Here is a 19,073-nt window from a genome sequence, read left to right as displayed (position 1 = left end):
ATGTTGATCCCACGCCGGGTCAAGCACCGGAAGCAGCACCACCCGAAGCGATCGGGTGCGTCCAAGGGCGGCAACCACGTGACGTTCGGTGACTACGGCATCCAGGCTCTCGAGCCCGCCTACATCACCAACCGTCAGATCGAAGCTTCCCGAATCGCGATCACTCGCCACATCAAGCGTGGCGGCAAGGTCTGGATCAACATCTTCCCGGACCGCCCGCTCACCAAGAAGCCTGCCGAGACCCGAATGGGTTCCGGTAAGGGTTCGCCCGAGTGGTGGGTCGCGAACGTCAAGCCGGGTCGGGTGCTCTTCGAGCTCTCGTTCCCCGACGAAGCAACCGCGCGTGCAGCACTGACTCGCGCAATCCACAAGCTGCCTATGAAGGCACGCATCATCACCAGGGAGGAGCAGTTCTGATGGCTACCGGAACCCCAGCCGCAGAGCTTCGCGAGCTCACCGGTGAAGAGCTGGTCACCAAGCTGCGCGAGTCGAAGGAAGAGCTGTTCAACCTTCGTTTCCAGATGGCTACCGGCCAGCTGGACAACAACCGTCGACTGCGCACCGTTCGTCACGAGATCGCGCGCATCTACACCGTCCTGCGTGAGCGTGAGCTCGGTCTGGCCACCGGCCCTGCCGACGACACTGCAGGTGACGCGGCATGAGCGAGGAAAAGACTGTGACTGAAGGACGCAACAACCGCAAGACCCGCATCGGATACGTCGTATCCGACAAGATGCAGAAGACGATCGTGGTCGAGCTGGAAGACCGGGTCAAGCACCCGCTCTACAGCAAGGTCATCCGTCGCACGACCAAGGTGAAGGCCCACGACGAGAACGGAGTCGCCGGAATCGGTGACCGCGTTCAGCTCATGGAGACCCGCCCGCTGTCCGCCACGAAGCACTGGCGACTGGTCGAGGTCCTCGAGAAGGCCAAGTAGGAACCCCGTCCTTACTGCGAACGAAGCCCGCTCCCGAATGGGAGCGGGCTTTTTTCGTATGTTCCGGCGAGGCTCTCAGCGTCCGAGGAGCCCACCGAGCGCGCCACCGACACCCGCCTGTTCGCCGCTTCCACTACCGCCGATCATGCCGGCAGGCGGCAGCTCCGACGGTTGGACGACGACGAAGCCCTGACCCGCGAATTCCAGTGTGAAGCGCTCGCCGGTCGATCGACCGATCAACGTCCCGAGGCCGAACGAGTCGTTCTTCTTCACTCGCGTGGACAGGCTGGACGACCATGCGACCGCCGCCTGCGGATCGGCGAACGTCGGCTGATCCACGTTCAGCACGACGGGAACGCCGTCGGTCGTGATCGCGATACGGCCTCGTCCGGTGAACACGCAGTTGAAGAACCCGGCATTCCCGCCCGATGCCGCGCCCTGGACGCGTTTGACGTCGTAGCTCAGCGACGAATCGAACGCCAGCACGTTTGCACCGTTGATCGTCAGACCGTCGGACCCGTCGAGATCTATCAGGTGAACGTCCTGGGCGGCGTTCGCGAGGAACAGATCTCCGCGCCCGGAAACCTTCATGAGCGGCACGCCCTCACCGGACAGCGCCTGACGGACGGCTCTACCCAAGCCACCCGAGCCCTTCGCTTCGAAGCTCAGATCGCCCTGGTAGGCGACCATCGAGCCGGCGCGTGCCATGACGTCGCCGTTCATGCCGACCCGGCACATCTTGCTGCCTTGCTTCTGAATACCCGCGCCCGGGACCTCGGAATGCGCGGGCGCGAACAGGTCACTCTTCATGGGCTGATGCCCTCCTGACGTAGGAGCCGGCGATGTGGGAGCGGCCGCCGGGGTGGATGGGGGAGTGCTCGTGGGCGACGCGGCCGACGCGTGGGCTGGTTCGTCGTCGTCGATGGTGATGCCGAAAGCTTTTGCCAGCCCGGCCAATCCGTCGGCATAACCTTGGCCCACCGCGCGCAGCTTCCAGTCCGAGCCGCGGCGGTAGATTTCGAGACAGATCAGGGCGGACTCGTCAGCTCCGGCATCGGCTCGATAGCTCACGACGGCGCTTTCCGACGCGTCGCCCACTGTCGTCGCGACAGGACCGGCGGCCGCGAAAGTCGTCGGGCCTGTTCCATCCAGCGATGCCGTGATCGCGACTGTGTCGATGTCGGACGGAATATGGGCGGTGTCGACGACGATACGGTGACGGCTGCCCTCGTGGCGGTACTCGACGCCGGGCCCGACGGGTTGGTTGTAGAAGATCAGGTCCGCATCCGAACGAACACGGCCGTCCGCGGCGAGCAACAACGCCGACACGTCCAGCGGATACGCGCTCTCGACGTGGATCGTCATGGTCGACGACGGGGCCGGACAATTCTCCCCAGGGGCGAGTGTCTTCACGAGATCCAGTGTGCCCGACGTCGGTAGAACCGGGGGATCGGCCGCAGAATCAGACGGAAATGGCGAAATTATTCTTTCGGCGGTTTCAAGTCGATCAATCGACCGACAACAATTTCGTTCGACCTGTTACGAGATGCACAGGACGGTCCGAATGGATTAGTGTCGAATCGCTGTACGTCTCTTCATGTTTTCCGGCTGCCGACGCGAGCGGGGTTTCGATGACCGAACTGCAGATTTCCGAGAAATCGGAATCCAAACGCCATCACGACGAGATCCTGGTCTCCGTCGTCATTCCCGCAAAGAATTCGCTGCCGGATCTCGACGACCAGCTGGACAGTCTCGCCAAGCAGAGCTACCCGGGTCCGGTCGAGGTCGTGATCGCCGACAACGGATCGGACGACGGCCTCGACCAACATGTGCGCGAATACGCCCGCAAGGGACTGCTCGACGTGCGCTACGTGGACGCGTCGGGGAAGGCGGGACCGTCGTACGCACGCAACCAGGGCGCGAACGCTGCCCGTGGTGAGTTCCTCGCCTTCTGCGACGCGGACGACGTCGTGCACGCAGACTGGCTTGCCACGTTGGTCGATCTGGCGCAGGAGAGCGACGTCGTCGGCACCGCTGTCGAGACCGACTCGATCAATACGGCCAAGGCGCTCGACTGGACGCCGACGAGTCCGCCTGAGACGCAAGGGAAGACCACATTTCTGCCTTTTGCGATCGGTGCGAGTTTCGGTTGCTGGGCTTCGGTATATCGCGCACTCGGAGGAATGTCGTCCGAATTGAAAGCAAGCGAGGACGTCGAATTCTGCTGGCGCGCGCAATTGACGGGGTACACCCTTGCTTTCGCGCAAAAACAACTGGTCGGATATCGACTCCGCGACAGGCTTGTGCCGTTGATCAGACAGTCCTACAAATTGGGCTATGGGTTCGCCCAGGTGCAAGGGCTCTATCGCGCCCAGGGCTGCCCGCCGGTCCATCTACGACGGGCCATGCGGTGGTGGGGGCTGTTGCTTCTCGGCAACCCGCTCGTGCCGCGATTCATCACGCGAGTCTCGCGTGGACAATGGTTGCGCGCCGTAGCTGCCCACGTCGGTGAGGTACGCGGGGGATTGAAGTACCACACGTTCGTCTGGTGACCAGCCTCGATTTGGTTTCGGCTCGGTAGTTCCCTACACTTGACCAGTTGCCTGTGGCAGCGGTGTGCCCTCGTGCGCCCGTGTTGCGGCAGCCGACCGCGCGTGTCGGGACGGAAATCCGGCACGTAAGCACATCCAGGTCTAGGAGAAGTTTGTGATTCAGCAGGAGTCGCGCGTACGCGTTGCTGATAACACGGGCGCGAAGGAAATCCTTTGCATCCGCGTTCTCGGCGGCTCGTCACGTCGCTACGCCGGAATCGGCGACGTCATCGTGGCAACGGTGAAGGACGCCATTCCCGGCGGCAACATCAAGAAGGGTGAGGTCGTCAAGGCCGTCATCGTGCGTACCGTCAAGGAGCGCCGTCGTCCGGATGGCTCGTACATCCGTTTCGACGAGAACGCTGCGGTGCTCATCAAGGCCGACAACGATCCCCGTGGAACTCGCATCTTCGGCCCGGTCGGCCGCGAGCTCCGCGAGAAGAAGTTCATGAAGATCGTCTCGCTCGCCCCGGAGGTGCTGTAAATGAAGGTGCACAAGGGCGACACCGTTCTCGTGATCGCAGGCAAGGACAAGGGCGCCAAGGGCAAGGTCATCCAGGCCTACCCGGCTGATTCCAAGGTCCTCGTCGAGGGCGTGAACCGCATCAAGAAGCACACCGCGGTTTCCGCGAACCAGCGTGGCGCCTCCTCGGGCGGCATCGTCACGCAGGAAGCCCCGATCCACGTTTCGAACGTCGCGGTCATCGACTCGGACGGCAACCCCACCCGCGTGGGCTACCGGACCGACGAAGAGACCGGCAAGCGCGTTCGTATTTCCCGGAAGAACGGGAAGGACATCTGAGATGACTACCACTGAGAACACGCAGCCTCGGCTGAAGGCGCGCTACCGCGCCGAGATCCGCGACGCTCTCAACTCCGAGTTCGCATACGACAACGTCATGCAGATCCCGGGTGTTGTGAAGGTCGTCGTCAACATGGGTGTCGGCGACGCCGCCCGTGACGCGAAGCTGATCAACGGTGCAGTTGCCGACCTCGCTGCGATCACCGGTCAGAAGCCGGAGATCCGCAAGGCGCGCAAGTCCATCGCACAGTTCAAGCTCCGCGAAGGAATGCCCATCGGTGCGCGCGTCACGCTGCGCGGCGACCGCATGTGGGAGTTCCTGGACCGCCTGACCTCCATTGCCCTTCCCCGAATCAGGGACTTCCGTGGCCTCTCCGGCACGCAGTTCGACGGCAACGGCAACTACACGTTCGGCCTCAACGAGCAGTCGATGTTCCACGAGATCGACGTGGACAAGATCGATCGTCCGCGCGGCATGGACATCACTGTGGTGACCACCGCAACCAACAACGAAGAAGGCCGCGCGCTGCTCAAGCACCTCGGCTTCCCGTTCAAGGAGAACTGAGTCCATGGCTAAGAAGGCATTGGTCAACAAGGCCAACAAGAAGCCGAAGTTCGCTGTGCGCGCCTACACGCGTTGCAACCGCTGCGGCCGTCCCCACTCGGTGTTCCGCAAGTTCGGCTTGTGCCGTATCTGCGTTCGCGAGATGGCGCACCGCGGTGAGCTTCCTGGCGTTCACAAGAGCTCCTGGTGATCTGAGGCCCTCGGGCCTCGCACCACGCTGACGGGCGTGGGTTCCGAATGGAACCCACGCCCGTTTTTGCGCTTAACGGACGATTTGGAGATCAGCGGCCCATTGCCTACACTTGTGCGGTTGCCCGGGCTTCGTCGTGCCTGCACACGAGTCCTTGCAATGACAGACGCAACCTCGAGTCTTCCACGTTGAAACTCGTAACACCTGGCAGTGCAGCGATGCATTGCCAGGAGCGCAACCCCTGACCGGCAACAGTCGGTCAGGACATGTTCACTTCGCTGTAGGCCCACGATGTGACGAGCCAGGCCAAGGGTTTTCTTTCGACCCGGTGGCACCAGTTCGCGCGTGCTGCATGGGAACCGCTGCGAGAAAGGTGCACAGGTCACACCATGACGATGACCGATCCAATCGCAGACTTCTTGACTCGTCTGCGCAACGCCAACTCGGCGTACCACGACCAGGTGAAGCTTCCTCACTCGAAGCTGAAGGCGAACATCGCCGACATCCTGAAGCGCGAGGGCTACATCGCTGATTACCGTACCGAGGACGCAGAGGTGGGCAAGACCCTCGTCGTCGACCTCAAGTACGGACCCAGCCGTGAGCGCAGCCTCGCCGGCGTGCGTCGCATCTCGAAGCCCGGCCTTCGTGTGTACGCGAAATCCACCAATCTGCCCAAGGTTCTCGGCGGACTGGGCGTGGCGATCATCTCCACGTCCACCGGTCTGCTCACGGAGCGTCAGGCGGCCAAGCAGGGTGTGGGCGGAGAAGTCCTCGCCTACGTCTGGTAGGGGAGGCCACCACCATGTCACGTATTGGAAAATTGCCGGTCGCGGTTCCCGCGGGCGTCGACATCACCATCGACGGCCAGAACGTCGCGGTCAAGGGCCCAAAGGGTTCCCTCGAGCTGACGATCGCCGAGCCCATCCAGATCGCCCGCGCCGAGGACGGCAGCATCGCTGTCACCCGTCCGGACGACGAGCGTCGTAGCCGCTCGCTGCATGGCCTCTCGCGCACCCTCGTCGCCAACCTCATCACCGGTGTCACCAACGGTTACACCACCAAGATGGAGATTCACGGCGTCGGTTACCGCGTTGTCCTCAAGGGCAAGGACCTCGAGTTCGCTCTCGGGTACAGCCACCCCGTGCTGATCGAGGCACCGGAAGGCATCACGTTCACGGTGGAGTCGCCCACGCGATTCACCATCAGCGGCATCGACAAGCAGGCAGTCGGCCAGATCGCTGCCAACATTCGTCGTCTGCGGCGTCCGGACCCGTACAAGGGCAAGGGCATCCGCTACGAGGGTGAAGTCATCCGCCGCAAGGTCGGAAAGACGGGTAAGTGATATGAGCCAGACAACAGACAAGGCGAAGGTCGACCGCACTCCTCGCGGAACCGACGTCTCGACGAAGCGCCGCCTCTCCAAGGCACGTCGCCACTTCCGCCTGCGCAAGAAGATCTCCGGAACGCCCGAGCGTCCCCGGTTGGTCGTCAACCGCTCCTCACGCCACATCCATGTCCAGCTCGTGGACGACCTCGCAGGCCACACGTTGGCCAGCGCGTCGACCATCGAGGCGGACGTGCGCGCGTTGGACGGCGACAAGAAGGCGCAGAGCGCCAAGGTCGGCGAGCTCATCGCCAGCCGCGCCAAGGCAGCTGGAATCGACGCGGTCGTCTTCGACCGCGGCGGCAACACCTACAGCGGCCGCATCGCGGCTCTGGCAGATGCTGCCCGCGAAGGCGGGTTGGCATTCTGATGATGAACACGAACAACGGAAGGACAGCCTGATGCCGGGACGTCAACGGCGTGACGGCGGAAACGGCCCCGCCGGACAGAACAGTGGACCGAACAGCGGCGACAACCGCGGTGACAACCGTGGTGGACGCGATCGTCGCGACAACTCGCGTGGCGGAAACGCTGCCGAGAAGTCGAACTTCATCGAGCGCGTAGTCGCGATCAACCGCGTCTCCAAGGTCGTCAAGGGTGGTCGTCGCTTCAGCTTCACCGCCCTCGTCATCGTCGGCGACGGCAACGGCTTGGTCGGCGTCGGCTACGGCAAGGCCAAGGAAGTTCCCGCGGCGATCCAGAAGGGCGTCGAAGAGGCACGCAAGGGCTTCTTCCGCGTTCCGATGATCGGCGGCACCATTACGCACCCCGTCCAGGGTGAAGCTGCAGCAGGCATCGTCATGCTCCGTCCGGCCAGCGCCGGTACCGGTGTCATCGCCGGTGGTGCTGTCCGCGCCGTGCTGGAGTGCGCCGGAATCCACGACGTGCTGTCGAAGTCGCTCGGAAGCGACAACGCCATCAACGTCGTCCACGCCACCGTGCAGGCTCTGAAGGAACTGCAGCGTCCCGAGGAAGTCGCGGCTCGCCGCGGCCTGACCCTCGAAGAGGTTGCTCCCGCAGGCATGCTCCGTGCGCGCGCACAGGCAGGAGCGGTGAAGTAATGGCACAGCTGAAGGTCACTCAGATCAAGAGCACCATCGGCCAGAAGTCGAACCAGCGGGACAGCCTGCGGACACTCGGACTGAAGGGCATCCGCCAGTCCGTCGTTCGCGAGGACACGCCGCAGACTCGCGGACTGGTCAACGTGGTGCGCCACCTCGTCACAGTTGAGGAGGTCTAACCATGACCATCAAACTGCACCACCTGCGTCCCGCTCCCGGATCCAAGTCGGCGAAGATTCGCGTCGGCCGCGGTGAAGGCGGCAAGCGCGGCAAGACCGCTGGTCGCGGTACCAAGGGAACCGGCGCACGCAAGAACGTGCCATCGCGTTTCGAGGGCGGCCAGATGCCCCTGCAGATGCGTCTGCCGAAGCTCAAGGGCTTCACCAACCCGAACCGGGTCGAGTTCCAGGTCGTGAACCTTCGCGACATCGAGCGGCTCTTCCCCCAGGGCGGCGAGATCAGCATTGCCGATCTCATCGCCAAGGGTGCGGTACGCAAGAACCAGCCCGTCAAGGTTCTGGGCGACGGAAAGCTGACCGTCAAGGTCGACATCTCCGTCAACAAGTTCACCGGCTCTGCCAAGGAAAAGATCGCCGCTGCCGGCGGTTCTGCAACCGAGGTCTAGCCTGCTCCGGCACCCGCCGTGCTTGCGGGTGCCGGTAGGTACATCGGTACATCGCGCGATGGCCGCAGTGCACTTCCTCACGAAGGCGTGCACTGCGGCCATCGGTGCCTCACCGGGCGTTCGTGGGTTCCACCCGGATGGCGAAGACGGTGCCCGATCGGGTAGCACGGCAACTGACCGTCAGCCCGCACGGCGCACACTGTTAGAGTTCTAGAGTTCACTTTCATTGCTCGAATGCGGGCGACGAACATCGTCTGCAGTCCACGGTCGAAGCTCGGCCGGACCGATCACGGTCCGACGGATCTCGACGCCAACGCGCCTTGTGCCAGGAGGATCTTTGCTTTCCGCCTTCGTGTCGGCCCTCAGGACTCCTGACCTGAGACGGAAGATCCTCTTCACCCTCGGGTTGGTTGCCCTCTATCGGTTCGGTGCAACCCTGCCGTCTCCCGGCGTCGACTACGCCAACGTCCGAGCATGTATCGACCAGGTCTCCGGTGGCGACCAGGCGGGCATCTACTCGTTGATCAACCTGTTCTCCGGCGGCGCACTTCTGCAACTGTCGGTCTTCGCGATCGGCATCATGCCGTACATCACGGCCAGCATCATCGTTCAGCTGTTGACGGTCGTCATCCCGAAGTTCGAAGAACTTCGCAAGGAAGGCCAGTCCGGCCAGGCGAAGATGACCCAGTACACCCGGTATCTGTCGATCGCTCTCGCGATCCTGCAGGCAACGGGTCTGGTTGCACTCGCGTCGCGCGGTCAGCTGCTGCAGGGCTGCCAACAGGACATCATCGCGGACACGAGCATCTTCGGTCTGATCATCATCGTGCTCGTCATGACTGCCGGTGCGGCGCTCGTGATGTGGTTCGGCGAGGTCATCACCGAACGCGGCGTCGGCAACGGTATGTCGCTGCTGATCTTCGCCGGCATCGCGTCGCGCATCCCGTCCGAGGGCAAGTCGATTCTGGACAGCCGTGGAGGCCTGGTCTTCGGCCTGGTCTGCGTCGCGGCGCTACTGATCATCGCCGGCGTCGTCTTCGTCGAGCAGGGCCAGCGTCGTATCCCGGTGCAGTACGCCAAGCGCATGGTCGGGCGCAAGATGTACGGCGGTTCGTCGACGTACCTGCCTTTGAAGGTCAACCAGGCAGGCGTCATCCCCGTGATCTTCGCGTCGTCGCTTCTGTACCTCCCCAACTTGATCGCCCAGTTGACGTCCGCGAGTACCGCGACGGACCCGAGCTGGTGGCAGCGAATCATCAACGAGTACTTGGTGAACCCGGCGAACCCGGTCTACATCGCCATCTACTTCGGACTCATCGTCTTCTTCACCTACTTCTACGTCGCCATCACCTTCAACCCGGAGGAACGCGCCGACGAGATGAAGAAGTTCGGTGGATTCATCCCGGGCATCCGCCCGGGCAGGCCGACCGCCGACTACTTGAACTACGTGCTCAGCCGCATCACACTGCCGGGCGCGATCTACCTGGGCACCATCGCCGTGCTGCCCAACCTGTTCCTCGACATCGGTAGCTCGGGCGGCGCGCAGAACTTGCCGTTCGGCGGTACTGCCGTGCTCATCATGGTCAGCGTCGGCCTCGACACCGTGAAACAGATCGAAAGCCAGCTGATGCAGCGTAACTACGAAGGGTTCCTCAAGTGAGACTTGTTCTTCTTGGTCCTCCCGGTGCCGGTAAGGGCACCCAGGCAACGATCCTGTCGGAGAAGCTGGGTGTACCCCACATCTCCACCGGAGATCTGTTCCGCGCGAACATCAGCGAGCAGACCGCACTCGGTATCGAGGCGAAGAAGTACCTCGACGCGGGCGACCTCGTCCCGAGCGAACTCACCGTCGACATGGTGCGCAGCCGCCTCGCCGAGCCGGACGCCGTCAACGGCTTCCTCCTCGACGGCTTCCCGCGTTCGGTCAACCAGGCTGAGGCGCTCGTCGGAATTCTCGCCGACATGGGCGCGAAGCTCGACGCGGTCCTGTCCTTCGTCGTCGACGAGGACGTCGTCGTCGAGCGCATGCTGGCCCGCGGCCGCGCGGACGACAAGGAAGACGTGATTCGTAACCGCCTCAACGTCTACCGCGACGAGACCGCACCGTTGCTCGACTACTACTCGGACTCGATCGTCACGGTCGACGCGATCGGTGAAGTCGACGAAGTCAGCGCACGCGCTCTGAAAGCTATCGAGGGTTTCGACAAGTAATGGCGTTCGGTCGTAAGCGCAAGGTAGTGCCGTTCCGCAGTCCAGGAGAGCTCGACGCCATGGCTGCGGCCGGCGCTGTCGTCGGCGCCGCATTGGTAGCCGTCCGTGACGCGGCCAAACCGGGAGTATCGACCCTGGAACTGGACCGGGTCGCGGAGGCCGTCATCCGGGATGCAGGTGCTGTCCCGTCGTTCCTCGGTTACCACGGCTTCACCGGCAGCATCTGCTCGTCGGTGAACGACCGTGTCGTGCACGGCATTCCGTCCGCCGACGACGTTCTCGCCGACGGCGACCTGATCTCGATCGACTGCGGCGCCATTCTCGATGGATGGCACGGCGATTCCGCCTGGACCTTCGGTGTCGGCCACATCATCGAGGCCGACGAGTTGCTCAGCGAAGCAACGCGGTTGTCGATGGAAGCGGGCATCGCGGCCATGATCGCGGGCAACCGTCTGACGGATGTCTCGCATGCCATCGAGACAGGCACGCACGCGGCCGAGAAGGCACACGGCCGCAAGTACGGCATCGTCGACGGATACGGCGGCCACGGCATCGGTCGCGAAATGCACATGGAACCGTTCCTCGCGAACGAAGGCGCACCTGGCAAGGGCCCCGAGCTCGTAGTCGGTTCGACCCTCGCGATCGAACCGATGCTCACCCTCGGCACCTACGAGACCGAGGTTCTGGGTGACGACTGGACCGTCGTCACCACCGACGGTTCCCGAGCAGCGCACTGGGAACACACCGTCGCCGTCACCGAGGACGGTCCGCGCATCCTGACGCTGCGGCCTGAATAGGTAATCCGGCGTCGCGCTCCATCCCCGCGCTTCGTCCCCGCTCCGACCGAAGGTGACATTCGGTCACTCCGAGTGACCGAGGGACGCTCTCGGTGCGGGCGGGGTGAGCGAGGGACGCATTCTGTCACTCCGAGTGACCGAGGGACGCCCTCGGTGCGGGCGGGGTGAGCGAGGGTGACATCCGGTCTGTCAGAGCTCGACCGAAATGGTCACCGGACCGTCGTTGACGAGCGCCACCTTCATGTGAGCCCCGAACGTCCCGGTCTCGACGATGGCTCCGAGTTCGCGAAGGCGATCGACCACCCGTTGGACGAGTGGTTCGGCGACCGTCCCGGGCGCGGCCTGGTTCCATGACGGTCGCCGGCCCTTGGCGGTGTTGGCGTACAGCGTGAACTGACTGATCACCAGTAGGGGAGCACCGACGTCCGAAGCCGCTTTCTCGTCGTCGAGAATTCGCATTTTCCAGATCTTCTCGGCGAGAGCGTCGCTCGACTCCACGGTGTCGGTGTGTGTTGCTCCGACGAGCACGACCAACCCCTGCCTGCCGTCGGCGAGGTCCAAGGTGCCGACCACAGAGCCGTCTACCTGGACCGATGCGGATGTCACCCGTTGAATCAGCGCGCGCATCCCCGTAGCTTGCCATCCCCGCTGGAGGCTCATTTGGCCTGGTGGGAGTTTGCCGGTAGCATAGGTCGGCGGTGCGCTCTGCGTACCGGTTGTCCGCATGCCTGCGTGAGCCGGCGGTCGTGCGACCGGGCAGTGAGCATCACGGTAACGGAAAAAGATGCAATCAACCAGGCGTGAAGCCAGGGACGCGGAGGATATGGCTAAGAAAGACGGTGCCATCGAGGTCGAGGGCCGGGTCGTCGAACCCCTGCCCAATGCGATGTTTCGCATTGAGCTGGAGAACGGCCACAAGGTGCTCGCACACATCAGCGGAAAGATGCGCCAGCACTACATTCGCATCCTCCCCGAGGATCGCGTCGTAGTGGAGCTCTCTCCGTACGACCTCACGCGTGGGCGCATCGTTTACCGCTACAAGTAAAAAGCTTCTTCGGCCAGACCCGGTCGGAGAGAACCATGCTCGCGGCGGTGCCGTGCAATTCGGCGCGCGTGGGCAGAACACAGGAGATCAGCGACGTGAAGGTTCAGCCGAGCGTCAAGAAGATCTGCGAGAAGTGCAAGGTGATTCGTCGTAACGGGCGAGTCATGGTCATCTGCGACAACCTGCGTCATAAGCAGCGTCAGGGATAACCACCGAGCATTCGCGTTTCTGCTTGGCACATAGCTAGAAGAAGACCTCCCAGCACCAACCGCGACATACGCGTCACGGCATACCCCCGGCACGGAGGCCGGGGCCCCACTGAGTTCGAGGGAATTTCGGTTCCCAGCAGTACAGAGGCACAGGGGACGGACTGGGAGCAGACCTCCGGAACAAGATAAGGATTGCCACATGGCACGTCTCGCAGGTGTGGATCTGCCGCGCGAAAAGCGCATGGAGATCGCACTGACCTACATCTACGGCATCGGCCGTACCCGCTCGAAGGAGATCCTCGACGCAACCGGCATCAGCCCGGACCTGCGCAGCAAGGATCTGTCCGACGAAGATCTGACGAAGCTCCGCGAGTACATCGAGGAGTCCCTCAAGGTCGAGGGCGACCTGCGCCGCGAGGTTCAGGCCGACATCCGTCGCAAGATCGAAATCGGCTGCTACCAGGGCCTTCGCCACCGTCGTGGTCTGCCCGTCCGTGGACAGCGCACCAAGACCAATGCGCGCACCCGTAAGGGACCGAAGCGCACCATTGCCGGCAAGAAGAAGGCGAAGTAATGCCCCCCAAAGCACGCGGTACCGGTCCGAAGAAGACGCAGAAGGCGCGTCGCAGGGACAAGAAGAACGTCCCGCACGGATCTGCACACATCAAGAGCACGTTCAACAACACGATCGTGTCGATCACCGACCCGTCGGGCAACGTCATCTCGTGGGCGTCGTCGGGCCACGTGGGCTTCAAGGGCTCGCGTAAGTCGACTCCGTTCGCTGCTCAGCTCGCGGCCGAGAACGCTGCGCGCAAGGCACAGGAGCACGGCGTCAAGAAGGTCGACGTGTTCGTCAAGGGTCCCGGCTCCGGCCGTGAGACCGCGATCCGCTCGCTTCAGGCTGCTGGCCTCGAGGTCGGCACCATCTCCGATGTCACCCCCCAGCCGCACAACGGCTGCCGTCCGCCGAAGCGGCGTCGGGTCTAGCGGGAAGGAAAGGTTTTAGAAAATGGCACGTTATACCGGTCCCGCTACCCGCAAGTCGCGTCGTCTGCGCGTCGACCTCGTTGGAGGCGACCAGGCGTTCGAGCGTCGTCCTTACCCGCCCGGCCAGCACGGCCGCGCGCGGATCAAGGAGAGCGAGTACCTGCTCCAGCTGCAGGAGAAGCAAAAGGCTCGCTTCACCTACGGCGTCATGGAGAAGCAGTTCCGTCTCTACTACAAGGAAGCCAACAAGCGTCCCGGCAAGACCGGTGAGAACTTGTTGACGATCCTCGAGACGCGTCTCGACAACGTCGTCTACCGCGCCGGACTCGCACGCACGCGTCGTCAGGCACGTCAGCTGGTCACCCACGGACACTTCCTCGTGAACAACCAGCGAGTGGACATCCCCAGCTACCGCGTCTCGCAGTACGACATCATCGATGTCCGCGAGAAGTCGCTGTCCACGCTTCCGTTCCAGGTCGCCCGTGAGACGGTCGGCGAGCGTCCCGTTGCCTCGTGGCTGCAGGTCGTCCCGAACCGCCTGCGGATCCTGGTTCACCGGGTACCGGAGCGCGCGCAGATCGATGTGCCGCTCCAGGAGCAGCTCATCGTCGAGTACTACTCGAAGTAAGGCGCAGCACGCCTGCGGGTGTCGTATTCACCCGCAGGCGTTCTCGCCTCCACACGTGGGCGTCAAATAGCGGACGTCCGTACAGGAGGAAGAAACAATGCTCATTTCACAGCGCCCGACGTTGACCGAAGAGGTCATCGCCGACAACCGCTCGAAGTTCGTCATCGAGCCGCTCGAGCCTGGCTTCGGTTACACCCTCGGCAACTCGCTCCGCCGTACCCTGCTGTCGTCGATCCCCGGCGCTGCTGTCACCAGCATCCGTATCGACGGCGTTCTCCACGAGTTCACCACCGTTCCCGGAGTCAAGGAAGACGTCACCGACATCATCCTGAACCTCAAGGGACTCGTCGTGAGCTCCGAGGAGGACGAGCCGGTCACCATGTACGTCCGCAAGCAGGGCCCCGGCGCTGTTACCGCAGGCGACATCGTTCCCCCGGCCGGCGTCACGGTGAACAACCCGGATCTGCACATCGCGACCCTGAACGACAAGGGCAAGCTGGAGATCGAGCTCGTCGTCGAGCGCGGTCGCGGCTACGTCCCTGCCGTTCAGAACAAGGCGTCCGGCGCAGAGATCGGCCGTATCCCGGTCGACTCGATCTACTCGCCGGTCCTCAAGGTCACCTACAAGGTGGAGGCCACCCGCGTCGAACAGCGCACCGACTTCGATCGGCTCGTTCTCGACGTGGAGACCAAGAACTCCATCACCGCGCGGGACGCGCTCGCTTCGGCGGGCAAGACCCTGGTTGAGCTCTTCGGCCTTGCCCGTGAGCTGAACGTCGAAGCAGAAGGAATCGAGATCGGACCCTCGCCCGCCGAGGCCGATCACATCGCTTCCTTCGGACTCCCCATCGAGGATCTGGACCTGACGGTCCGTTCCTACAACTGCCTCAAGCGCGAGGGTGTTCACACCGTCGGCGAGTTGGTTGGTCGTACCGAGTCCGATCTGCTGGACATCCGTAACTTCGGACAGAAGTCCATCGACGAGGTCAAGGTCAAGCTGCATTCGCTGGGCCTCTCCCTCAAGGACAGCCCCGCGTCCTTCGATCCGACCACCGTGCCCGGATACGACGCCACCACGGGAACGTGGAGCGACACCGACGCCGGTTCCTTCTCGGACACCGAGGGAACCGAGCAGGACTACGCCGAGACAGAACAGCTGTAATCAGCTCTCGCGGGAGCTCTTACTAGGAGATTCATCATGCCCAAGCCCACCAAGGGCCGCCGTCTCGGCGGGTCGGCGTCGCACCAGAAGGCCATCCTGGCCAACCTGGCGACGGCACTCTTCGAGCACGGACGCATCACCACGACCGAGTCGAAGGCCAAGCGCCTTCGTCCCCACGCCGAGAAGCTGGTGACCCACGCCAAGAAGGGTGACCTGGCGCATCGTCGCGAGGTCCTCAAGGTCATCAACAACAAAGATGTCGTGCACAAGCTCTTCGCCGAGATCGGTCCGTTCTTCGCCGATCGCGACGGTGGCTACACGCGCATCATCAAGACCGTCCCCCGCAAGGGCGACAACTCGCCGATGGCCATCATCGAGCTCGTCAACGAGCAGACGGTGTCCAACGAAGCCGATCGCGCTCGCCGCGTGAAGGCGTCGCAGGCTGCACCGGCCGCTGCCGAGGCACCCGCCGAGGAGAACGTCGTCGAGGCTGTCGAAGCCGACGCGACCGACGCCCAGGTCGAGAACGCCGACGCAGTCGTCGACGGCATCGAGGACAAGGACGCTCACGCAGCGGACGCGTCCGAGGCAGAAGACGCCAAGAAGGACTAGTCCTCTTGGTTTCGGAGCAAGACCGAAGCGGACCCGTCGTTCCCACAGGGGACGGCGGGTCCGCTTTTTCGGTTCCCCACAGGTATCGGCTCGACGTCTCCTACGACGGCACCGACTTCTCGGGCTGGGCACGTCAACCTGGAATCCGCACGGTGTGCGGCGTTCTCGAAGAAGCCTTCTCGACCGTGCTGCGCCAGACGATCGAGCTGACCGTCGCGGGTCGCACCGATGCCGGCGTGCATGCGAGCGGGCAGGTTGCCCACTTCGACGCCACCGCCGTCATAGACGAGCCTGATCGTCTCGTTCGACGGATGGCCAGATTCCTGCCGACGGACGTTCGTGTGACCGCGGTGACCGCTGTGTCCTCGGACTTCGACGCTCGCTTCTCGGCTCTGCGGCGCCACTACGAATACCGTTACAGCACAGCGCGATACGGCGTCGATCCGCTGGACGTGCGCGGCGTCGTGTCCTGGCCGCGCGACATCGATCTCGACGCCGTGCGCGACGCGTCGTCCCGCCTGCTCGGCTTGCACGACTTCGCGGCGTTCTGCAAGCGTCGCGACGGCGCGACGACCGTGCGTGAACTGCAACGGTTCGACTGGGAACGCGTCGGAGACCGGGTGACCGCCTACGTGAGCGCCGACGCCTTCTGCTGGTCGATGGTCCGAAGCCTGGTCGGTGCGATGCAGGCGGTCGGAGAGGGCCGTCGGACACCGGAATGGACGGCTGGATTGCTGGAGACGCGCGACCGTTCGAGTGCGGTGACCGTGGCGCCCGCGCACGGATTGTCGCTCGTGCGTGTGGATTACCCTGCGGCCGCGGACCTGGCGGCACGGAACGTGGCGACGCGCGAGGTTCGCGGGGACATACCGCCGAGCGTGACAGGGTGCTGCTGACAGCGGCCTAAGCTGATGGGTGTGGTGACGAACGAGGATCCGGTGAAGTTGGCGGTCATCGTGGCCAGTGTCCGGCCCGAACGGGTGGGTCCGGTGGTTGCGGACTGGTTCCTCGGTCGCGTCGCCGAAACGCCCGGATTCGCTGCCACGACACTGGATCTGCGCGACTTCGACCTACCGGTCGATCTGCGTTCATCGGCGGCAGGTGAGAAATTCGCCGCAGCGATCGATGCTGCCGATGCGTTCGTGGTGGTGACGCCCGAATACAATCATGGCTACCCGGCCTCTCTGAAAACTGCTCTGGACAGCGTCAAGTACGAGTGGCGTGGCAAGCCGGTCGGTTTCGTGTCCTACGGCGGGATGGCCGGGGGACTGCGGGCCACCGAACAGTTGCGACAGGTCGTGGCCGAACTGCACATGGTGTCGGTGCGGACGAGTGTCGGATTCCATCGGGTCAAGAAGGCGTTCGACGCGCACGGCCGTACGACGGACGCGGTGGCGTTGGATGCGTCGGCGACCATGCTCGAGCAAGTGCGTTGGTGGGCAACGGCGGCGAGGGCGATACGCGTCGAACATCCTTATCCGGGCTGACCCACCGGGGTCGGTCGGACGGTGCGCGGTCGGCCGATGAACGCGGTTTCCTGCGAGATCGTGACCAGGATCAGTTCGGTTTCGGAGGTACCGGTCCGCACGAACAGTCGGTCGCCTGCCGCGCCTGGTTGCACGATGCTCAGGTCGGGGTCGGGCATCGGTGTGCGCGGGAGGTGTTCGGTGAGGACCATCGTCGTCGCCCCGTCGGAACGTCGGCCGCTGGGGAACACGGCATCGGCGTGATCGTGCAGTACGACGTCGAAACGTGTGTCGGCGCGAAGCGTCCCACTCTCGACGTGCAGGCGATCGGGCGACGCCACCGAGTCGACCAGCGGCGCCCACGCGTGCGCCCGGTCCGTTCGGATGAGGACCCGTGCGCCGGTGGCGACCGCGCGAAAGACCAACTGCTGTGCCAGATACAGCTCTCCGGCGATCAGAACCGTCGCGAGATCGGGTCCGTGCAGACGCATCGCCAACCCATGTCCCGACGCGTCCGAACCCAACAGCTGACCGCATCCGCTGATGGGAATGCGCAACGTCGCGATCCGGGCGACGGCCATTTCTCGGACGGGTTCCGCGTGACCTGGCGCGGCGATTCCGAGCGGTAACGACGTCGACAACGCTTCGCGATGACGGCCGTTCATGGACACGGCACCCGGGATTCTCGGCGCGGGTCGAGTCCCTCGCGACACGAAGCGGCATTCGCCGTCGACACGCACCAGGCCGGGCGACGATCCAGGTGTCAGTCGAAGTGCGACGGCCGTGCCGAGCGAGGGAGTTGCCCAGACGTCGGCCAGAACTGTCGAGTCGAGACGGCGACAGTCGAATCCGAATCCTGTGTTCGACACGCCGGGAAGTGGTGCGCTCGACCAGCTCTCGGTCAGTTCGTCGGCTCGGACGCCGCGCAGGAGCGTCGACGCGACGGTCGTGATGTCGGTACCGGTCAGCGTCCGCGAGGCGATCCCGCCGGCGGCGAGTGCACGTGCGACGCGTTCTGTGGCGATCCCGACCGTCCGCGCGATCCCCGTTCGACCTCCACCGCGCGCGTCGATCGCACGTCGATTCGACGCGATGTCCAGCGATACGGCCACCCAGACGCGTCGCGATGCAACTGCGGGAAGCGGGCCGATGAGATGCTCGTACACGTCGGCGGCAGGTGTTCCAGACGCAGTCCGCATCCCGTGCGCCACGATGTCGATGCCGCTGAGTGAGATGTCGTGTTGGCGTAGACATTCGGCGAGGGCGGCGAGGTCGACGAAGGATTCGGTGTGGGCCTCGGATCGTCCGAGCCTCGTGACAGCACCGCGGGGCGGGAGCAACTCCAGCACCGACGTCACCCGTCCGGCGTGCCAGTGCACACCGAAGGATCGGCCGTCGGCCTCGGTGCGGTCGGTGACGACCCCGAGCTCCGGCGTGCGTCCCGTCGCGTACCGCCCGACGGTCCACAGCCAGTCGAACACGCCGCGACCGGCCACCGCGACGAACGGGAGGACGGCGACGACGGCAGCACCCGAGATCACGACGGTGAGCGATGTACCAAGGCAGACAGCTCCGAGCGCGGCGAACGCCAGAACCGATTCGGTCCACACCACGCGGGCAAGCCCTGGCATCCGAAGTGCGATCACCTGGTCGACAGACGCCGTGCGTCGACGTGGAGACGTGGACATCACAGATCGAATCCTCCCCCCGAAGGCTCTGCTGACGAGAAGGGCATCGCCCACTCGTTCCTGGGACTGTACTGTGTCGGCCGGGGAACGGCTCGGGGGGTCGGGTCGGACAC

The 19,073-nt window shown here is 64.0% G+C and carries 29 protein-coding genes; 26 read left to right on the top strand and 3 right to left on the bottom strand.

Translation table 11 applies throughout. The annotated features are described in order from the left end of the window. Genes rplP through rpsQ form a run of 3 tightly spaced genes read left to right on the top strand, consistent with a single transcriptional unit; the run spans nucleotide 1 to nucleotide 937 of the window. Nucleotides 1-417: a 50S ribosomal protein L16 gene (gene rplP, locus RhoFasB10_RS00145; protein ID WP_068432308.1), complete on the top strand. Its 417-nt coding sequence runs from the start codon at nucleotides 1-3 to the stop codon at nucleotides 415-417. Then, nucleotides 417-662 carry a 50S ribosomal protein L29 gene (rpmC, locus tag RhoFasB10_RS00140; protein WP_019663551.1) on the top strand — a complete coding sequence of 82 codons (246 nt, stop codon included), beginning with the start codon at nucleotides 417-419 and terminating at the stop codon, nucleotides 660-662. The genes rplP and rpmC overlap by 1 nt, the downstream gene beginning before the upstream one ends. Continuing rightward, entirely contained in the window at nucleotides 659-937 is a 279-nt protein-coding gene (gene rpsQ, locus RhoFasB10_RS00135; RefSeq protein WP_068432307.1) for a 30S ribosomal protein S17, read from the top strand. Before rpmC ends, rpsQ begins: the two co-directional genes overlap by 4 nt. A 75-nt stretch (nucleotides 938-1,012) precedes the next feature. Here the strand turns inward: rpsQ and RhoFasB10_RS00130 are convergent, their stop codons facing one another. Then, a complete protein-coding gene (locus RhoFasB10_RS00130; RefSeq protein WP_240930805.1) occupies nucleotides 1,013-2,359 on the bottom strand; it encodes an AIM24 family protein in 1,347 nt (448 codons plus the stop codon). A gap of 209 nt (nucleotides 2,360-2,568) precedes the next feature. On the opposite strand from RhoFasB10_RS00130, the gene RhoFasB10_RS00125 reads away from it, so the two are divergent. From RhoFasB10_RS00125 to map, 14 genes are all read left to right on the top strand, one after another. Then, complete coding sequence (locus tag RhoFasB10_RS00125) at nucleotides 2,569-3,489, top strand: glycosyltransferase (protein WP_167674591.1); 921 nt, start codon at nucleotides 2,569-2,571, stop codon at nucleotides 3,487-3,489. Nucleotides 3,490-3,643: 154 nt separating this feature from the next. Beyond that, the gene (gene rplN, locus RhoFasB10_RS00120) at nucleotides 3,644-4,012 is read left to right on the top strand and encodes a 50S ribosomal protein L14 (RefSeq protein ID WP_068432300.1); all 369 of its coding nucleotides are present in this window, start codon (nucleotides 3,644-3,646) and stop codon (nucleotides 4,010-4,012) included. Then, nucleotides 4,013-4,330, top strand: coding sequence for a 50S ribosomal protein L24 (gene rplX, locus RhoFasB10_RS00115; protein ID WP_068432297.1), 318 nt, complete (start codon nucleotides 4,013-4,015; stop codon nucleotides 4,328-4,330). It abuts the gene before it with no gap. Nucleotide 4,331: 1 nt separating this feature from the next. Next, on the top strand, nucleotides 4,332-4,895 hold the full coding sequence (gene rplE / locus RhoFasB10_RS00110; RefSeq protein WP_068432294.1) for a 50S ribosomal protein L5: 564 nt from the start codon (nucleotides 4,332-4,334) through the stop codon (nucleotides 4,893-4,895). A gap of 4 nt (nucleotides 4,896-4,899) precedes the next feature. Beyond that, nucleotides 4,900-5,085, top strand: coding sequence for a type Z 30S ribosomal protein S14 (locus RhoFasB10_RS00105; RefSeq protein ID WP_084424121.1), 186 nt, complete (start codon nucleotides 4,900-4,902; stop codon nucleotides 5,083-5,085). Between the two features lie 389 nt (nucleotides 5,086-5,474). Further along, nucleotides 5,475-5,873 (top strand): 30S ribosomal protein S8, encoded by a 399-nt coding sequence (gene rpsH / locus RhoFasB10_RS00100; RefSeq protein ID WP_068432291.1) that lies wholly within the window; start codon nucleotides 5,475-5,477, stop codon nucleotides 5,871-5,873. A 14-nt stretch (nucleotides 5,874-5,887) separates the two neighbouring features. Next, the gene (rplF, locus tag RhoFasB10_RS00095) at nucleotides 5,888-6,427 is read left to right on the top strand and encodes a 50S ribosomal protein L6 (protein WP_068432288.1); all 540 of its coding nucleotides are present in this window, start codon (nucleotides 5,888-5,890) and stop codon (nucleotides 6,425-6,427) included. Nucleotide 6,428: 1 nt separating this feature from the next. Beyond that, entirely contained in the window at nucleotides 6,429-6,839 is a 411-nt protein-coding gene (gene rplR / locus RhoFasB10_RS00090; protein ID WP_068432286.1) for a 50S ribosomal protein L18, read from the top strand. A gap of 31 nt (nucleotides 6,840-6,870) precedes the next feature. Continuing rightward, nucleotides 6,871-7,530, top strand: a complete 660-nt coding sequence (rpsE, locus tag RhoFasB10_RS00085) for a 30S ribosomal protein S5 (RefSeq protein ID WP_068432282.1) — start codon at nucleotides 6,871-6,873, stop codon at nucleotides 7,528-7,530. Beyond that, nucleotides 7,530-7,709 (top strand): 50S ribosomal protein L30, encoded by a 180-nt coding sequence (gene rpmD, locus RhoFasB10_RS00080; protein ID WP_019663565.1) that lies wholly within the window; start codon nucleotides 7,530-7,532, stop codon nucleotides 7,707-7,709. The genes rpsE and rpmD overlap by 1 nt, the downstream gene beginning before the upstream one ends. Before the next feature lie 2 nt (nucleotides 7,710-7,711). After that, nucleotides 7,712-8,155 carry a 50S ribosomal protein L15 gene (gene rplO / locus RhoFasB10_RS00075; protein ID WP_068432279.1) on the top strand — a complete coding sequence of 148 codons (444 nt, stop codon included), beginning with the start codon at nucleotides 7,712-7,714 and terminating at the stop codon, nucleotides 8,153-8,155. Nucleotides 8,156-8,492: 337 nt separating this feature from the next. Further along, nucleotides 8,493-9,815 (top strand): preprotein translocase subunit SecY, encoded by a 1,323-nt coding sequence (gene secY / locus RhoFasB10_RS00070; RefSeq protein ID WP_068432276.1) that lies wholly within the window; start codon nucleotides 8,493-8,495, stop codon nucleotides 9,813-9,815. Continuing rightward, complete coding sequence (locus tag RhoFasB10_RS00065) at nucleotides 9,812-10,366, top strand: adenylate kinase (protein WP_068432273.1); 555 nt, start codon at nucleotides 9,812-9,814, stop codon at nucleotides 10,364-10,366. The genes secY and RhoFasB10_RS00065 overlap by 4 nt, the downstream gene beginning before the upstream one ends. Continuing rightward, nucleotides 10,366-11,163, top strand: a complete 798-nt coding sequence (map, locus tag RhoFasB10_RS00060; protein WP_068432270.1) for a type I methionyl aminopeptidase — start codon at nucleotides 10,366-10,368, stop codon at nucleotides 11,161-11,163. The genes RhoFasB10_RS00065 and map overlap by 1 nt, the downstream gene beginning before the upstream one ends. A gap of 189 nt (nucleotides 11,164-11,352) precedes the next feature. Here the strand turns inward: map and dtd are convergent, their stop codons facing one another. Further along, nucleotides 11,353-11,790 (bottom strand): D-aminoacyl-tRNA deacylase, encoded by a 438-nt coding sequence (gene dtd / locus RhoFasB10_RS00055; protein ID WP_167674589.1) that lies wholly within the window; start codon nucleotides 11,788-11,790, stop codon nucleotides 11,353-11,355. 196 nt (nucleotides 11,791-11,986) lie between these two features. Between dtd and infA the strand changes: the two genes are divergently transcribed. The 9 genes from infA (at nucleotide 11,987) to RhoFasB10_RS00010 (ending at nucleotide 17,293) form a co-directional block, all read left to right on the top strand. Further along, nucleotides 11,987-12,208 (top strand): translation initiation factor IF-1, encoded by a 222-nt coding sequence (gene infA / locus RhoFasB10_RS00050; protein WP_005140011.1) that lies wholly within the window; start codon nucleotides 11,987-11,989, stop codon nucleotides 12,206-12,208. Between the two features lie 95 nt (nucleotides 12,209-12,303). After that, nucleotides 12,304-12,417, top strand: coding sequence for a 50S ribosomal protein L36 (gene rpmJ / locus RhoFasB10_RS00045; protein ID WP_025347279.1), 114 nt, complete (start codon nucleotides 12,304-12,306; stop codon nucleotides 12,415-12,417). A gap of 199 nt (nucleotides 12,418-12,616) precedes the next feature. Beyond that, nucleotides 12,617-12,991 (top strand): 30S ribosomal protein S13, encoded by a 375-nt coding sequence (gene rpsM, locus RhoFasB10_RS00040; protein WP_068432265.1) that lies wholly within the window; start codon nucleotides 12,617-12,619, stop codon nucleotides 12,989-12,991. Continuing rightward, nucleotides 12,991-13,404 (top strand): 30S ribosomal protein S11, encoded by a 414-nt coding sequence (gene rpsK, locus RhoFasB10_RS00035; protein ID WP_068432262.1) that lies wholly within the window; start codon nucleotides 12,991-12,993, stop codon nucleotides 13,402-13,404. Before rpsM ends, rpsK begins: the two co-directional genes overlap by 1 nt. Before the next feature lie 22 nt (nucleotides 13,405-13,426). After that, nucleotides 13,427-14,032, top strand: a complete 606-nt coding sequence (gene rpsD, locus RhoFasB10_RS00030; RefSeq protein WP_068432259.1) for a 30S ribosomal protein S4 — start codon at nucleotides 13,427-13,429, stop codon at nucleotides 14,030-14,032. A gap of 97 nt (nucleotides 14,033-14,129) precedes the next feature. Next, on the top strand, nucleotides 14,130-15,194 hold the full coding sequence (locus tag RhoFasB10_RS00025) for a DNA-directed RNA polymerase subunit alpha (protein ID WP_114331908.1): 1,065 nt from the start codon (nucleotides 14,130-14,132) through the stop codon (nucleotides 15,192-15,194). A 36-nt stretch (nucleotides 15,195-15,230) separates the two neighbouring features. After that, entirely contained in the window at nucleotides 15,231-15,806 is a 576-nt protein-coding gene (gene rplQ / locus RhoFasB10_RS00020) for a 50S ribosomal protein L17 (protein ID WP_068432253.1), read from the top strand. Nucleotides 15,807-15,811: 5 nt separating this feature from the next. Beyond that, nucleotides 15,812-16,702, top strand: coding sequence for a tRNA pseudouridine(38-40) synthase TruA (gene truA, locus RhoFasB10_RS00015; protein WP_167674587.1), 891 nt, complete (start codon nucleotides 15,812-15,814; stop codon nucleotides 16,700-16,702). Nucleotides 16,703-16,726: 24 nt separating this feature from the next. Beyond that, nucleotides 16,727-17,293, top strand: a complete 567-nt coding sequence (locus tag RhoFasB10_RS00010) for an NAD(P)H-dependent oxidoreductase (RefSeq protein ID WP_167674742.1) — start codon at nucleotides 16,727-16,729, stop codon at nucleotides 17,291-17,293. On the opposite strand, the gene eccE is transcribed toward RhoFasB10_RS00010, so the two are convergent. After that, nucleotides 17,281-18,960, bottom strand: coding sequence for a type VII secretion protein EccE (gene eccE / locus RhoFasB10_RS00005; RefSeq protein WP_240930798.1), 1,680 nt, complete (start codon nucleotides 18,958-18,960; stop codon nucleotides 17,281-17,283). The genes RhoFasB10_RS00010 and eccE overlap by 13 nt on opposite strands. Nucleotides 18,961-19,073 lie beyond the last annotated feature (113 nt).

It is taken from the genome of Rhodococcus sp. B10, from assembly GCF_011770055.1.
GTDB classification, from domain to species: Bacteria; Actinomycetota; Actinomycetes; order Mycobacteriales; family Mycobacteriaceae; genus Rhodococcoides; species Rhodococcoides kyotonensis_B.
This window is presented reverse-complemented; position numbering and strand designations above follow the sequence as displayed.

Coding starts and splice junctions, on each gene's coding strand:
- rplP (WP_068432308.1), top strand. CDS start 1: ATGTTGATCCCACGCCGGGTCAAGCACCGGAAGCAGCACCACCCGAAG.
- rpmC (WP_019663551.1), top strand. CDS start 417: ATGGCTACCGGAACCCCAGCCGCAGAGCTTCGCGAGCTCACCGGTGAA.
- rpsQ (WP_068432307.1), top strand. CDS start 659: ATGAGCGAGGAAAAGACTGTGACTGAAGGACGCAACAACCGCAAGACC.
- RhoFasB10_RS00125 (WP_167674591.1), top strand. CDS start 2,569: ATGACCGAACTGCAGATTTCCGAGAAATCGGAATCCAAACGCCATCAC.
- rplX (WP_068432297.1), top strand. CDS start 4,013: ATGAAGGTGCACAAGGGCGACACCGTTCTCGTGATCGCAGGCAAGGAC.
- rplE (WP_068432294.1), top strand. CDS start 4,332: ATGACTACCACTGAGAACACGCAGCCTCGGCTGAAGGCGCGCTACCGC.
- RhoFasB10_RS00105 (WP_084424121.1), top strand. CDS start 4,900: ATGGCTAAGAAGGCATTGGTCAACAAGGCCAACAAGAAGCCGAAGTTC.
- rpsH (WP_068432291.1), top strand. CDS start 5,475: ATGACGATGACCGATCCAATCGCAGACTTCTTGACTCGTCTGCGCAAC.
- rplF (WP_068432288.1), top strand. CDS start 5,888: ATGTCACGTATTGGAAAATTGCCGGTCGCGGTTCCCGCGGGCGTCGAC.
- rplR (WP_068432286.1), top strand. CDS start 6,429: ATGAGCCAGACAACAGACAAGGCGAAGGTCGACCGCACTCCTCGCGGA.
- rpsE (WP_068432282.1), top strand. CDS start 6,871: ATGCCGGGACGTCAACGGCGTGACGGCGGAAACGGCCCCGCCGGACAG.
- rpmD (WP_019663565.1), top strand. CDS start 7,530: ATGGCACAGCTGAAGGTCACTCAGATCAAGAGCACCATCGGCCAGAAG.
- rplO (WP_068432279.1), top strand. CDS start 7,712: ATGACCATCAAACTGCACCACCTGCGTCCCGCTCCCGGATCCAAGTCG.
- map (WP_068432270.1), top strand. CDS start 10,366: ATGGCGTTCGGTCGTAAGCGCAAGGTAGTGCCGTTCCGCAGTCCAGGA.
- dtd (WP_167674589.1), bottom strand. CDS start 11,790: ATGCGCGCGCTGATTCAACGGGTGACATCCGCATCGGTCCAGGTAGAC.
- infA (WP_005140011.1), top strand. CDS start 11,987: ATGGCTAAGAAAGACGGTGCCATCGAGGTCGAGGGCCGGGTCGTCGAA.
- rpsM (WP_068432265.1), top strand. CDS start 12,617: ATGGCACGTCTCGCAGGTGTGGATCTGCCGCGCGAAAAGCGCATGGAG.
- rpsK (WP_068432262.1), top strand. CDS start 12,991: ATGCCCCCCAAAGCACGCGGTACCGGTCCGAAGAAGACGCAGAAGGCG.
- rpsD (WP_068432259.1), top strand. CDS start 13,427: ATGGCACGTTATACCGGTCCCGCTACCCGCAAGTCGCGTCGTCTGCGC.
- RhoFasB10_RS00025 (WP_114331908.1), top strand. CDS start 14,130: ATGCTCATTTCACAGCGCCCGACGTTGACCGAAGAGGTCATCGCCGAC.
- rplQ (WP_068432253.1), top strand. CDS start 15,231: ATGCCCAAGCCCACCAAGGGCCGCCGTCTCGGCGGGTCGGCGTCGCAC.
- eccE (WP_240930798.1), bottom strand. CDS start 18,960: ATGTCCACGTCTCCACGTCGACGCACGGCGTCTGTCGACCAGGTGATC.